The following is a 14,638-nucleotide window of genomic DNA, read 5'->3' as shown; positions in this document are numbered from 1 at the left end:
ATTATGCTGATTTCAGTGCGTATTTAATTAATTGTTCTAAAGAGATATTCCCTTCTTTTTTCAGAATACTATCAATGCTCTTTTCAGCAGCACCTTTAGCTATTCCTAAAGTCATCAATGCGGATAACGCCTCATTTCTTAATGTATTGTGCGAGATTCCGGATATATGGGAGGCTTCTCCTGCAGGCAATTCCTTCTTCATTTTATCCTTTAGTTCCAAGATAATCCTTTGCGCAGTTTTAGCTCCTATCCCCTTGATACTCTGAACAGTTTTAACATCTTCATTCACAATGGCCTGAACAATCTCGGAGGCATTCATGGAAGACAAACAGGTAAGTGCGGTGTTAGGCCCTACCCCAGAAATGGAGATTAAGTCCATGAACACCTTTTTTTCTTTTTCTGTAGAAAAACCATATAGGGTATGGGCATCTTCTTTAATGTGGAGGAAGGTAATCAGCTTACAACGTTCGCCCTCCTGAAGTGAAGAATAAGTTTGCAAAGATATCCTGATTTGATAACCTATTCCGTGGGTTTCAATAATAACAAAGGTTGGATCTTTTTGAACCAACCTTCCATCAACAAAAGCAATCATTTATTTAATTCTTTGAACTGTAAGACTGAGCTTCAACAACAGCTATTGCCACCATATTGACGATTTCCCTTACAGAGCTTCCTAACTGAAGGATGTGTACAGGTTTACGCATGCCCATCAACACTGGCCCAATGGCTTCGGCGCCCCCTACTTCTTGCAGGAGTTTATATGCAATGTTACCAGATGCCAAATCAGGGAAAATTAGGGTATTTGCCCCTTGTTCTGCCAATACGCTGAAAGGATAGTTTTCCTTAAGAAGTTTTGTATTAAGCGCAATATTAGCCTGCACATCTCCATCTATTAAGAGGTCTGGGAAACGCTCTCTTGCTTTTTCGGCAGCAAGTGCTGTCTTGAGTGGTACCTCGCCCTTGTTCGAGCCAAAGTTTGAATAAGATAACATGGCAATACGTGGCTCTACATCGAAAAACCGAACTGTCCGTGCTGTAAGTCCAACGATCTCAGAAAGCTCATCTGCCGTAGGGTTTTCATTTACTGTAGTATCTGAGAAAAAGTAGGTATTGTTTTTATTCAAAATAATGTACATACCTGCAACCCGACCTGTTCCTTTTTCAACACCAATAGTTTGTAAAGCTGGTTTAATGGCAGAAGCATAATCTCTGGTCAAGCCGGATATAAACGCATCTGCTTCGCCAGTTTCGACCATCATAGAGCCAAAATAGTTTCTTTGGCGCATCATTTGTCGGGCTTCGTATAGAGTAACCCCTTTACGCTGACGTTTTTTATAAAGCAGCTCACCAAACCTCTTTATCTTTTCTTTCTCTTCACGAGGGTTCATGATCAGACAATCCCCTAAGTCAAGGTTGTGCTCCTCAATCAATCTTTTGATTTTCTGTCTATTCCCTAATAAAATAGGCTCACCGATACCTTCGTCAATAATAATCTGTGCAGCTTTGAGTATTTTGTAATGATCAGCTTCGGCAAATACCACCCTTTTAGGATGCTGCCTAGCCCTACTGATTACCCTTGACATCAGTTTCTGGTCAATACCAATCCTTTTCTGCAGTTCCATGTGGTATTCATCCCAGTCCGTAATGGCCGTTCTTGCCAGTCCTGTTTCCATAGCCGCTTTGGCTACTGCAGGGGAAATAGTGGTAATTAACCTAGGGTCTAATGGTTTTGGGATAAGATAGTTTCTACCAAATGTAAGCTTATGGTCACTATATGCTTTATTGACAATATCAGGCACTGGCTCTTTAGTAAGCTCACACAAAGCTTTTACAGCAGCCAGCTTCATTTCTTCATTAATACCAGAAGCCCTTACATCTAAAGCACCCCTAAAAATATATGGGAAACCTAGTACATTATTGACCTGGTTAGGAAAATCAGAACGTCCAGTAGCCATGATCACATCATCTCGGGTACTAATGGCTAGGTTATAATCAATTTCAGGCACAGGGTTTGCTAAAGCAAAAACAATAGGGTTAGAAGCCATTGTTTTAAGCATTTCGGCAGTCAATACATTGCCAGTACTGCATCCGATAAAGACATCTGCACCATCCACAGCTTCTGCCAATGAGGTAATATCTTTATCTGTAGCAAAAGCAACGTGCGTAGGGTCTATAGATGGTCTGTCAGAACGGATCACGCCGTCCTTGTCCACCATAATAAGGTTTTCTTTTTTTACCCCCAAAGACATATACAGCTTTGTACAAGATATGGCCGCAGCCCCAGCCCCACAAATAACAAATTTTACAGAACTGATATCTTTGTCGATCAACTCAAGGGCATTTAAAAGTGCCGCCGCAGATATGATAGCCGTACCATGCTGATCGTCATGCATGACAGGGATATTGGTCTGTTTCTTGAGTTCTTCTTCTATAAGAAAGCACTCCGGAGCCTTAATATCTTCCAGGTTAATACCTCCAAAAGTTGGCTCCAAAGCCCTAACTATTTCTATAAATTTTTTAGGGTCTGTACAATCAACCTCTATATCAAAAACATCTATCCCTGCAAACTTCTTAAACAAAACACCCTTTCCCTCCATGACAGGTTTGGATGCGTCAGGTCCAATATTTCCTAAACCTAAAACAGCCGTACCATTAGAAATTACAGCTACAAGGTTTCCTTTAGAAGTATATTTATATGCTTCATCTTTATTAGCTGATATTTCCTTGCATGGTTCTGCCACACCAGGAGAATAAGCCAAAGCCAAATCAATTTGGGAGCTAAGGATTTTTGTAGGAACAACTTCAATTTTACCAGGTTGCCCATGTGAATGGTAGTTCAGGGCATCTTCTTTTCTAATTGTTATAGCCATAAGAGGACAAAAATAACTAATTTAATTTTCAAAAAAATGCTTATTTATCACTTATTCTTAAACAACAAAGCAAGCAATTGCTATTAGAAACGGATTAATCTAAATTTATTGTCAATTTTAATCCTAAATATCTCACAGGCCTTCTACTGCAGCAATTCCCAAAACCTAAGGCATAAAACATCCCAGACATCGGCAAAATACTATTCTTCCCAACTTCCAATGCCCTTCATTTAGAAAAGTTTTAAGCCGCAAGAGGTATGTTTCATAGCCAAAGATAAGGCCATGGTATCTAAAAAAACAAAAAAGAGGCCTTTTGAGCCTCTCGTTAAATAAAAACAATCATTCTTTATCCTATTACCAGCTTCATACCTACCTTAAGGTTGTTGCTTTTAAGGTTATTAATCTGCTTTAACCGTTCTATTGGGATATTATTGTTTCTAGAAATAGCCCAAAGTGTATCTCCTGGCTGCACCAAGTACACATGAGATTTGCCAGATTTACCATTGTTAGAGGCCAAAGTAGGAGCCTGTCCAGTACTATTTGAATACACGGTCAACTTCTGTCCAGAGTAAATTGTTGTTGATTTAATATTGTTCCATCTTTTCAAGTCAGCCACAGAAACTTTATACTGCATGGCAATTTTACCCAAGTTATCACCAGGCCTAACCGTATAAACCCTTTTTGTAGGCATAGCTGCAGCTTGTTCAGCAGCAATAGCCAGCTGAATCTTCTTCATATCCTTCACTACGGACGAACCCATAATCACCTCCCTGTTCTCTGCCAGAAAGTCCATTCTGTCTGCAGGGATACGCAAAACAAGGTTCCATTCTTCAGGAATGATATTTCTTTTAATTGAAGGGTTTAACTTTAAAATATCCTCAGGACAAACATCTAACTGCTCTGCCAACACTTCTACATCTATGGTTTTAGAAACCAAAAGTGTATCATAATACATAGGGTATTCTAAAGAATCTGCAAAAATGTTATGATCCTTTAAATGGTTCATCGCATAAGTTACAGCTACAAATTGAGGTACATACCCTCTGGTTTCTTTAGGAAGGAAATTATATATTCCCCAAAAAGTATCTTTGTATCCAGACCTCCTGATAGCCCTTCTGACATTACCTGGCCCACAATTGTAAGAAGCTAAAGCAAGCTCCCAGTCACCGAAAATACGGTAAAGATCTTTAAGGTATACACAAGCTGCTTCAGTAGCTTTGTAAGGATCAAAACGCTCGTCTATAAAAGCATCCTGCTTAAGTTTGTAATGTTTGCCGGTAGTAGGCATAAACTGCCACAATCCACCCGCCCCAGCCCTGGAAATGGCCTTGGGGTTAAGACCTGACTCCACAATAGCCAAGTATTTTAGTTCATCAGGCATTTCATGCTTTTCGAGGTATTCCTCAAAAATAGGGAAGTAAAGGTTTTTGCGCCTCTCCATTTCCACCATGTAGTTCCTGTTACGGATAGTAAAGTAGTCTATAAAGCTACGGATCTTATCATTATAGGTAAGTTTAATATCTTTTTCAAGACACCCCAACCTGTCGATTATCAGTTCATCAGAAACCACAGGCACTTCATCTTCCCACACTGCAAAGTACTCAGGTTCCTGCTCTGATTGAGCTATAGCATTACTTACAAATAATGGCTGTGTAAAAGCAGCCATCATCATCATAAACCCGGGTACTATTTGCTTTATTTTCATAGTTTTTGCTTGTCGGATAAGTATTTACTAAACGCCAGCAATTCCTGTTCACCAAACCATTTCGTCAATACTTGCAGTCCAATTGGAAGTCCATTACTGTCATTGCCCACAGGGAATGATACGCCTGGAATTCCTGTAAGGTTTGCCTGTACTGTAAAAACATCTGCCAGGTACATTGCAAGAGGGTCTTCTGTGTTCTCTCCCAACTTAAACGCTGTAGTAGGGCTTGCAGGTATAACTAAGAAGTCATATTCTTTAAGAATTTTTTCAGTTTCTTCCTGAATAAGCCTTCTTACTTTTTGAGCTTTTGTATAATAGGCATCATAAAAACCGGCACTAAGCACAAAAGTACCTAACATGATCCTGCGTTTAACTTCATTTCCAAAACCCTCTGACCTAGACTTTTTATACATGGTCTCAAGGTTGGTCGCATCAGGACTCCTGTATCCATATTTAACGCCATCAAAGCGAGAAAGGTTAGAACTTGCCTCGGCAGTTGTTAAAATATAGTATGCAGGAAGAAAATAATCAAGCAACGGAAAGTCCACAGCCTCAACTGTATGACCATCCTTTTTTAGTTGTTCTAAGGTTTTAGAAGTTTTTTCTCTGATTTCAGGACTCACGCCTTCACTTTCCACTGAAGCTTTAAGGTAACCAACCTTAACTTTCCTGTCCAGCGCTAACTTTTGAGAATACTTAGGAACTTCTCTAAACGATACAGTACTGTCGTAATCATCAGGACCAGCAATAGTTTCTAATACCAAAGCCGAATCTTCAATACTTTTAGAAAACACACCTATACAATCAAATGATGAAGCATAGGCGATAAGACCGTAACGAGAAATCCTAGAGTAAGTAGGCTTCAAGCCAACAACGCCACAAAAAGCGGCTGGCTGTCTTACAGAACCTCCTGTATCAGAACCAAGAGAAACAAAACACATCTCGGCCTGTACAGCTACAGCGGAGCCACCAGAAGATCCACCAGGAACACGGTTTTTATCGGCAGCATTTAATGTTGGTCCAAAAGATGAATTTTCCGTTGAAGATCCCATGGCAAATTCGTCACAATTTTGACGGCCTATGATAATAGCATCCTCATCGATAATCCGTTGAACCGCTGTACCATTGAACTGAGAGACAAAACCATCAAGTATTTTACTGGCAGCTTGGAGCTTGTGGTCTTTATGGCACAAGACATCTTTGAGGCCTATAACCATGCCTGCCAGTTTTCCGGCTGTACCAGCTTTAATTTTGGCGTCAACCTCATCCGCTTTTGCCAAAGCTTCTTCTTCATAGACTTCAAGAAAAGCATTCAGGTCTTGGTTTGCCTTAATATTGTCCAAATAGTACTGGGTCAGTTGCCTGCAGGAAAGTTTCCCAGTGTCTATATCTTCCCTAATCTCCCTGAGCGTTCTGTAAGATTTCAATGTTTATTTCTTTTCGTCCTTTACACTATTTTCAATTTCATCCTTAATGTCTTTGGAAGCATCTTTGAACTCTTTAATTCCTCTTCCAAGACCTTTTGCAAGTTCAGGTATTTTCTTTGCACCAAAGAGAAGCACCACGATCAGTAAGATTACGATCATTTCATTGAGACCCAGTGGGCCTAGAAGGGCTAAAACAGATTGTGTCATAATAGATAGATTTAATATGCAAATATAAGTAATAAAACAACGGCCACAAAGCAAGCTGGACCTAAGTGTTAACGAAAATCATAGCTATAACCTTATTAATACCTCCGATGTTCTGTTGGGTATGTAATTTAACCTGAAATATGCACTAGAACTTTCAATTACGAAATCTAATGCATAATCCAGGTTAAAGAGGCAGCCAAAATAGGCCGCCTCTTTTCTATGGAAGCTTTCTGTCCCTTGGCTCTACCTTTGGAGCCGGTAAATCTGGAAGATTAAATGTTTCTTTCACATTTTCATAACTGTTCCAATCGGGTCCCTTACGCCAATCATCTCCCCACCAAGCTGGAATCATTACAATTCTCATTACCCAGTCATCTGTCAGGTTAGGGTCCGTAAAGAAGTTATCATTTGTGGCCGTCATAATAAAGCGAATCTCTTCTAATGAAGCTGCAAAAGTATAATTTGCGACGCCCTCACTTCCAAGCACAGTCATAGGCAAAGGCTCCCATTCCGGTTCATTATAGTGATTAAAGCCTACCAAGGCATATGCTAAAAACATATCTTCATCATAAAAATCTACATCCTGATAAGGCAATGGCCAAAAATATTGATATTCTCCATGCCTCAACCTAAAATCAAAAGGGTTTGTTTCCCACATTAAAGCACCCGGCCCTTCCGGCCCTTCTGGCCCCCTGGGTCCTGGAGGGCCTTCTGGCCCCCTACATGAAAAACCTATGACCACCAAAATTCCAATGAGTAATAATTGTTTGATATTCATCGTATTATTTATGTTTGTTAAAAGCAAAAAGTTAATTACAAAAAGTAAACCATTTTTTCATCTGAGCATAATATTAATATTATGCAATACAATTTCCTAGCGCTTTTCATTCACTTTCTTCTCCAAAAATCAGCATTTTTTATCGAAAAGAGACATATACAGTAAAAGGCGGTGAGCAATATCATAAACAAAGGCTCATGCAATGATAAAATGGTTCACTTCGTCAACAAACCTATTGTACGAAAAAAACAAAAGCCGGTTCTTTTTTTTAAGAGCCGGCTTTATTATCAAAAAAATTAAAGTATCAAGAAGCTGTAACTACAGGACTATCACTGTTCGGATTCACATCTTCCGTATAGTGAATTTTTATAATAGAAGCGGCATTGTTCAAGAGCTTCCTACAGTCGCCACCTACATTTTTCAGTTTTACACTTTTACCCACCCTATGGTACCTTTCGGTAATCATGTTAAGGGCTTCAATAGCCGAATGGTCAGCCACACGAGACTCTTTAAAATCAATCACAATATGTTCTGGATCATTAAGGATATCAAACTTTTCATTAAAAGCCGCAACAGACCCGAAAAACAAGGGTCCATGGATCTGATAATGTTTCACGCCACTTTCATCAAAAATTTTGCGTGCCCGTATCTTTTTTGCATTGTCCCATGCAAAGTGCAAAGCCGAAATAACCACACCAACAATAACCGCCACTGCTAAATTATGAAAAACAACAGTGATACCAGCAACAATGAACATGACAAATACATCAGTGGCAGGCACTTTCTTAATGATCTTCAAACTAGCCCATTCAAATGTACCGATTGAAACCATAAACATTAGCCCCACCAGTGCAGCCATAGGTACCATTTCAATCCAGGTTGATCCTACAAGTACAAAAGTCAGAAGCGCAAAAGCTGCAACAATACCAGAAAGTCTGGAACGTCCTCCTGAACTCACGTTGATAATGCTCTGACCTATCATTGCGCATCCTCCCATACCTCCAAAAAAACCAGTTACTGTATTGGCAACACCCTGCGCTACACATTCCTTATTACCGTTTCCCCTAGTTTCTGTCATTTCATCTACTACTGTGAGGGTAAGCAAACTTTCTATCAGACCAACCAGTGCCATTACTAGAGAAAAGGGGAAAACAATAGTCAAAGTTTCCCAGTTGAACGGTACCATAGGAATATGGAATTCAGGAAAACCACCAGATATGCTGGCGATGTCTCCCACTGTCTTTGTTTCAATGCCACCAAAAATAACTACAACTGACACACTCAAAATAGCAACAAGCGATGCAGGAACAGCTTTAGTAAGCTTAGGAAGGAAAAAGATAATAGCCATAGTTACTATAGCCAAACAAATCATCATATACAAAGGAGTTCCTGTAAGCCACTCCATTGTCCCATCAGCCCCTGTTATTTTAAACTGGTTTAACTGGGCCATAAAAATTACAATGGCCAAACCGTTCACGAAACCAAACATAACAGAATGAGGCACCAAGCGAATAAATTTTGCCAGCTTAAAAAAGCCAATGGCCAATTGAATCAACCCCATCAGCACAACCGCTGCAAAGAGGTACTCAACACCATGCAATATCACTAGACTAACCACTACTACTGCAATAGCTCCAGTAGCTCCAGAAATCATACCCGGACGACCTCCCATTATAGATGTGATAAGGCCAATAATAAAAGCGGAGTAAAGGCCTATAAGTGGACTAACGCCTGCAATAAGTGAAAAAGCAACAGCCTCAGGTACAAGTGCCAAAGCCACTGTTAGACCTGACAGCACTTCGTTTTTATAGTTAATGTCGTTCTTTTTTAAGTGTTTAAATATGAGCATAAAATGTAAATAAATTATGTTTTTAGAAATGCATAGATAAAAGAATCCCTGTCTCTATTGTTCAACAGAGTTAGACACAAATCACAGCCAACATGTAATATCAGGATTGACTTAAAGTCAAGGTGGAGTAAGGGGGGCGTTCGTTAATAATCTCTTCATAACAGTGCGCAAATTTATGATTTAAATCATTGCCTGCAAAACAAAAATTGTATTTAATAAGGAAATTACAATCATCCCTATAGATATTTCAATTTAAAACAGCAGTTGCAGAGTACTACTATAACAGATAAAAGCTGAAAAAATTCACTTGGCTCCAGCTGAAAGCAGTTCAGGAATTAAAGAATACAGATAGAAGAAAACAGAAACAATAAATGCTTCCCTAGTAGTGGCAAGAGTTGTAACTCTGATTTTGTAACAGGATTCGTGATGAGGGACAAGTTTTATTACTTCTTTTGCAGCCACTTTTCGGGGTCCAGTTTCTCATTGTTTTTCCAAATCTGGAATTGCAATTCCGAAACATCGTTCTTATCAGTGTATACTTCACCAAGGATATCATTAACATTCACCTCATCCCCGGTCTTAACCTTTACATTTTTCAATTTTGCATACACAGTAAAATACTCTCCATGCTGAATCATAACGACATTGTTCATGCCAGGAACTGAGGCTACAGTAATTACTTTACCTTTGAATACAGCCCTAACAGGTTCACCTCTTAGGGTTATTATATCTACCCCTAAATTATCAACATACACATTTTTTAGCACTGGATGGGGCTGCTTACCAAATTTATGAGAAATCTCCCCTCTACTCACGGGCCATTTAAGCTTTTTTGCACTTTCTTCGAATGAGCTGGAAGCGATTTCTGCGGCTCTTTTAGCACGCTCCATTTCCTTTCTGACCAAGTCTGCAATAAGAATTTCCAGCTTATCAACGGCTTTCTTTCTCGAATCCAGTTCGCTTTTCAACTGTTTTTCCCTACTACTCAATTGCTTTAGCACCCGGTCTTGCTCTTTCAACAAGTTATTAAGGTTTTCGTTTTCAATGGTTTTACTTGCCAACAATGAACTTTTGGCATCTTTCTTTTTAGAAAGCTGTTCTTTTTGTTCGCTGAGGTAAACTTTTAGCTTTTCAATTTGCTCTACCTGCATTTGTCGCATATCAGCATAGTGCCTAAAATACCTCAAGCGCCTGATCAACTGATTGAAGGTTTCTGCGGAAAAAATAAAAGTAAGTCTATCGTGCGAGTGGTTAATTTTGGAAGCTGCATAGATCATTGCTGCATATTCCTCTTTGAGCGCTTCTAGATCTGACTCCAAGGCATCTATAAGATCTTGACGCTCGGACACTTCATTGCTCAACAAGCTTATCTCCCTGGAAATAGAGGCTATTAAGCCTTGTCTGGCCATTATTTGCTGCTGAATGGCGCTTAACTGCCCAAGGGTCGCCTCCTTACGAGAACGTGTCTCCTGAATAATTTTCTCTGTTTCCCGTATTTTCTTTAAGTTCTCAGATTTCTCCTTCTCCAACTGAGACTTAGACTTCTGAGAATAAGCTGGCAGGGAAAATATCAGAACAAAAAATAATACAGGAAACAGATATCTCATTAATTAGGCATATTAAAAGGAAAGCTCAATTCCTTATCTGTTATGTTGGGTCTATTATGGATAATCGATATATTAACATCCTGGCTACCATCCTCACCTGCTACTGTGCCAGAAATCACATTTCGGTACGGGAAAGAATAATCATCCAAATCCCCAAAGTCATTATAGTTAATAGTAAAAGCATTTCCAGTTAAAGCATCTCTTATATCCAACTTCACAAGCTTCATGTTTTCGTGCTGCACGTAATTATTTACAAAAATATTACCATTTTCCTGATGCAACTGATAAACACCGTTTGCCATATCGTTCATCAAACGGTCTTGCTCTCCCTTTGGCATAGGTAAGTTGCCTAACAAGATTGCTTGAAGGTTCTGGAAAGAAAGATCAAGGTCAAAGGTTTGGTTAATAAAGTCAAGACCATAAGCGGTGTTGCTATTATTGATTTTATCGTGAATATAAATAGAGTCAGGCTTGACCAAAATGCGGGCACCTTCAATACCTAAAGGGTGCGTTAGAGAAGCCCAAATAACTTCATCCTTTTTAATTCGGATGTTCATATTGGCATTCATATCATTGTTCCCATCTTTATAATGAACTTTAGCTTTAGATGAGAAGTATTGAAAGTCGATTTGCTGAACGTCAAAATTGGCAACGGCTTCTTCGTCTGCCTTTGTGGTAGATTTAGTTATATTTTGTCTGCTACAAGAGAATGTAAATACACAAGCTAAAAGCAGAAGGGATAGAATGTTCGTTTTACTCATAAAGTTTTTTATCCTGAATTTTCTTATCAATCTGATCTGTAGTATCGCCAAACTCTTTGGCTTTACGCCATTTTTCTAAGGCTTTTTCTACATCACCGAGCTTGAAAAGTACATCGCCATAATGCTCCCAAATGGTTCCGTTTTCAGTCATACTTGCCGCTTTCTTAAGCAGTTCTTTCGCTTCTTCATACTTCTGCTGTTTGTACAATACCCAAGCATGTGTATCAAGATAATTAGGGTTATCAGGATATCTGCTGATTAAAGCAGCGGACATTTCAACAGCTTTATCTAAATTCTCGTTTCGCAGGGATAGAAAGTAGCTAAAGTTGTTGAGTGCATGGGCGTTGTTGCTATCGTATGTAAGCACTTCTGTATAAAGAGCATCAGATTTTTCATAATCTTCGGCTCCGTTATACCCATCTGCAAGGTATAATTTAAACTGCAAGTTTAAATCTTTATTACTGGCAGACATTTTAAGACCTTCTTCAAGAGCGTCAATAGCATCCTCATATTGTTTCTTCATGAGGTGTGCAGAGCCGTTATACAACCAAAGTACAGCTTGGTTTGGGAACAGTTCGAGCGCCTGGTTAGAGTGAGTAATTAAGCTATCAGCATTACCCATTTCTATATCAAGCATCAGTATCTGATTCCATAAGCCAAAATTATCACTGTTAAGTTCCCTTGCTTCCAGATAACTAAGCCATGCATTGTTTTTATCCCCTACCAAAAAATAAACATCACCCGAAGCTGCTAACGAACGTGCATCTTCAGGATGGAGTTCCCTAAGGTTGCCACAGTATGTTTTAAGCCTGTTGTTCCGCTCTTCTGTTTCGGGAAGTTTTTTGAGATTTTCGAGCATGCTTAATTTTGCATCAATATTTACCTCGGGGTGTGCAAACACAGCATCCAAATGAGGAAATGCCTGGTTATACTTTCCTTCTGACAGATAAATTCCCGCTAATATATAATAACCATTACCAAATTCCGGGTTATTAGCGATCAAACCTTCAGCCCTTTTTATGGCTTGCTCAACCCTATCGTTATGATAGAGCATTTCAATATGGTTAATTTGAAAGTCTTTCTCTTCGGGATGTTGCTTAATATATGACTCACCTTCAGCAATTGCTTCATCCAGTTTGTTCATACGTAACAGCAACTGCTGCTTTTGCCTGGTCAGTTCGGCAGTTTTTCCAAAAAAGTCCTCTGCCTTTTGGTAATATTTTAAACCAGCTTCGAAATCACCCTCATAAACATAAAAAGCAGCGAGGTCAAAATAATGCTCTGAGGCATCCGGCACCTCAGAAAGCATTTTTTTGAGTACTTTTATAGCTTCTGCATACTGCTTCTTGTTTTCATACAATTCTGAAAGATGCAGATAATAGTATTTGTTCTTACTGTCATACTTTACGGACTTTACACCGTATTGGACAGCTAAATCATTTTCTTTTTTATGGTTATATACTTTTGAGAGCATATAATTGACCGCTGCATTCTCCGGATGGGCTCCATAAGCTTTCTCAAAGAACCTCTTTGCATCATCATAGTTTTCCAACACATAATAACGCATACCATCTATAAAAAAACCCTCAGCTTCTAGTGCGCTGTTGTCCTTTTTCTTACTAGAAGTATGCGGCTCCATGGACCGGTTGCAAGAAAAAGCTACAAGAAAACCAAGGAACAGAATGTAACGTATCAAATTCATCTTATATTAAAATAAAATCTTTAATGCAATTATAACTTAATTACATTAAAGTCCCCAACGCTAAGGTCCGCAGGCTTACCTTCATATACAGCAGAGTTACCTACCATAGAATTACTGATATTTGCGTCCTTTACTGTTGAGTTTTCCTGAATAATAGATTTTTTTACAACGGAATCAGAAACTTTGGTTCCGTTACCAACAGAAACGTACGGACCCAGCACTGTATTATTTATTTCAACATTATCTCCAATAAATACAGGTGGTATTATTACTGAATTATTAACTTTTGCTGATTTTGAAACCAGGTCAGTGTCTTTAATATACTCCAAATACCTTTCGTTGGTCTGTGCGGTAGAGTCTTTGTTTCCACAATCCAGCCACTCAGATACTTTACCAGGCTCAAATTTTGTGCCTTTGTTCTTCATATTCTCTAGCGCACTGGTAAGTTGGTACTCACCTTTATCCTTAATATCCTTATCAATAATGTATTGAAGCTCATTTTTCAGGTATTCACCATCATTGAAGTAATAGATGCCGATAATCGCTAGGTCTGAAACAAAAGTTTCAGGCTTTTCTACAAAATCTGTAATTACATTGCCTTGATCAAGCTTAACAACACCAAAAGGTTTTGGGTCGTCCACTTTTTGTACCCAAATGATACCTTCTTTTGAAGTATCCAACTTAAAGTCAGCTTTAAATAAGGTATCAGCAAAAGCCACTACACATTTTCCTTGTAGGGAATCTTGTGCACATAATATGGCATGGGCAGTACCTAAAGCTTTATCCTGGTAGTAGATCTTACCTCTAGCACCAATCGATTCGGCTATACCCATTAACCTGTCTTCAACTTCTTTGCCAAAGTTCCCTATAATAAAAGCGACCTCTTCTACTTTCTCGCCACAAACTTTAGCAATATCTTCAACTAGTCTATGAACTATAGGCTTACCTGCAATGGGGATAAGTGGCTTGGGAACTGTAAGTGTATGGGGACGCATACGTTTTCCCATACCAGCCATTGGGACTATTATTCTCATAATTTCTAAAAAAGGTTTTAAAAGTTAGATTAAAAAAACTTAAATATCTTCAAAAACTGAATTCGTCAAAAAGGGAACAGAAATACTTTTCTGCAGATTATTTTGTGCCTGTACTTCCGAAACCACCAGCAGACCTGGCAGATTCTGTTAGTTCATTAACGGTTTTCCACGTAATTTGTTCATGCTTTGCAACCACCATTTGTGCAATCCTTTCGCCATCTTCTACCCTAAATACTGTATTAGAAAGATTTACCAACAAAACCTTTATTTCCCCACGATAATCTGCATCTATCGTGCCAGGACTGTTAAGCACCGTAACACCATGTTTATAAGCTAAACCACTGCGAGGCCTAATTTGAGCTTCGTGCCCTTCTGGCAGCTCTATAAAAAGACCTGTAGGTACCAATACCCTTTCAAGAGGATTCAACTCAATAGGTGCCTCAATATTGGCACGTATATCCATTCCTGCAGAGCAATTCGTTTGGTAGCACGGCAGATCATGCTTTGATTTATTGATAATATTTACTTCCATATCTCTCGAGTTCTCAAAGTAACAAAATTATAAGAAAAAAATTAATAAATAATGCCTTTATCAACATCTATAAAACTTCCATGTCCTATACCCATTTCTTGAAAGTAATGCAAAATCATAATAAACTGATATAAAATAACTTAACTTCCCTATTAATATCCATGGA

At 38.9% G+C, this 14,638-nt stretch carries 12 protein-coding genes; all 12 read right to left on the bottom strand.

Annotation, left to right across the window (positions count from 1 at the left end):
- Position 1: 1 nt before the first annotated feature.
- A complete protein-coding gene (gene ruvA / locus RCC89_06795) occupies positions 2-592 on the bottom strand; it encodes a Holliday junction branch migration protein RuvA (protein ID WMJ72870.1) in 591 nt (196 codons plus the stop codon).
- Between the two features lie 4 nt (positions 593-596).
- Complete coding sequence (locus RCC89_06790) at positions 597-2,870, bottom strand: NADP-dependent malic enzyme (protein ID WMJ72869.1); 2,274 nt, start codon at positions 2,868-2,870, stop codon at positions 597-599.
- 346 nt (positions 2,871-3,216) lie between these two features.
- Positions 3,217-4,575: a transglycosylase SLT domain-containing protein gene (locus RCC89_06785; protein ID WMJ72868.1), complete on the bottom strand. Its 1,359-nt coding sequence runs from the start codon at positions 4,573-4,575 to the stop codon at positions 3,217-3,219.
- Positions 4,572-6,002: an Asp-tRNA(Asn)/Glu-tRNA(Gln) amidotransferase subunit GatA gene (gene gatA, locus RCC89_06780; protein WMJ72867.1), complete on the bottom strand. Its 1,431-nt coding sequence runs from the start codon at positions 6,000-6,002 to the stop codon at positions 4,572-4,574. The genes RCC89_06785 and gatA overlap by 4 nt, the downstream gene beginning before the upstream one ends.
- A 3-nt stretch (positions 6,003-6,005) precedes the next feature.
- Positions 6,006-6,209 (bottom strand): twin-arginine translocase TatA/TatE family subunit, encoded by a 204-nt coding sequence (gene tatA, locus RCC89_06775; GenBank protein WMJ72866.1) that lies wholly within the window; start codon positions 6,207-6,209, stop codon positions 6,006-6,008.
- 217 nt (positions 6,210-6,426) lie between these two features.
- Complete coding sequence (locus RCC89_06770; GenBank protein WMJ72865.1) at positions 6,427-6,987, bottom strand: hypothetical protein; 561 nt, start codon at positions 6,985-6,987, stop codon at positions 6,427-6,429.
- A 304-nt stretch (positions 6,988-7,291) separates the two neighbouring features.
- Positions 7,292-8,836 carry a SulP family inorganic anion transporter gene (locus RCC89_06765; GenBank protein ID WMJ72864.1) on the bottom strand — a complete coding sequence of 515 codons (1,545 nt, stop codon included), beginning with the start codon at positions 8,834-8,836 and terminating at the stop codon, positions 7,292-7,294.
- Positions 8,837-9,279: 443 nt separating this feature from the next.
- On the bottom strand, positions 9,280-10,443 hold the full coding sequence (locus RCC89_06760; protein WMJ72863.1) for a peptidoglycan DD-metalloendopeptidase family protein: 1,164 nt from the start codon (positions 10,441-10,443) through the stop codon (positions 9,280-9,282).
- Complete coding sequence (locus tag RCC89_06755) at positions 10,443-11,204, bottom strand: DUF4292 domain-containing protein (protein ID WMJ72862.1); 762 nt, start codon at positions 11,202-11,204, stop codon at positions 10,443-10,445. Before RCC89_06755 ends, RCC89_06760 begins: the two co-directional genes overlap by 1 nt.
- Positions 11,197-12,843: a tetratricopeptide repeat protein gene (locus RCC89_06750; protein WMJ72861.1), complete on the bottom strand. Its 1,647-nt coding sequence runs from the start codon at positions 12,841-12,843 to the stop codon at positions 11,197-11,199. Before RCC89_06750 ends, RCC89_06755 begins: the two co-directional genes overlap by 8 nt.
- Positions 12,844-12,935: 92 nt before the next feature.
- Positions 12,936-13,940: a sugar phosphate nucleotidyltransferase gene (locus RCC89_06745; protein ID WMJ72860.1), complete on the bottom strand. Its 1,005-nt coding sequence runs from the start codon at positions 13,938-13,940 to the stop codon at positions 12,936-12,938.
- 97 nt (positions 13,941-14,037) lie between these two features.
- Positions 14,038-14,472 (bottom strand): dUTP diphosphatase, encoded by a 435-nt coding sequence (gene dut / locus RCC89_06740; GenBank protein ID WMJ72859.1) that lies wholly within the window; start codon positions 14,470-14,472, stop codon positions 14,038-14,040.
- Positions 14,473-14,638 lie beyond the last annotated feature (166 nt).

The sequence above is a fragment of the Cytophagaceae bacterium ABcell3 genome (assembly GCA_030913385.1).
In the GTDB taxonomy this organism is placed as follows: domain Bacteria; phylum Bacteroidota; class Bacteroidia; order Cytophagales; family Cytophagaceae; genus ABcell3.
This window is presented reverse-complemented; position numbering and strand designations above follow the sequence as displayed.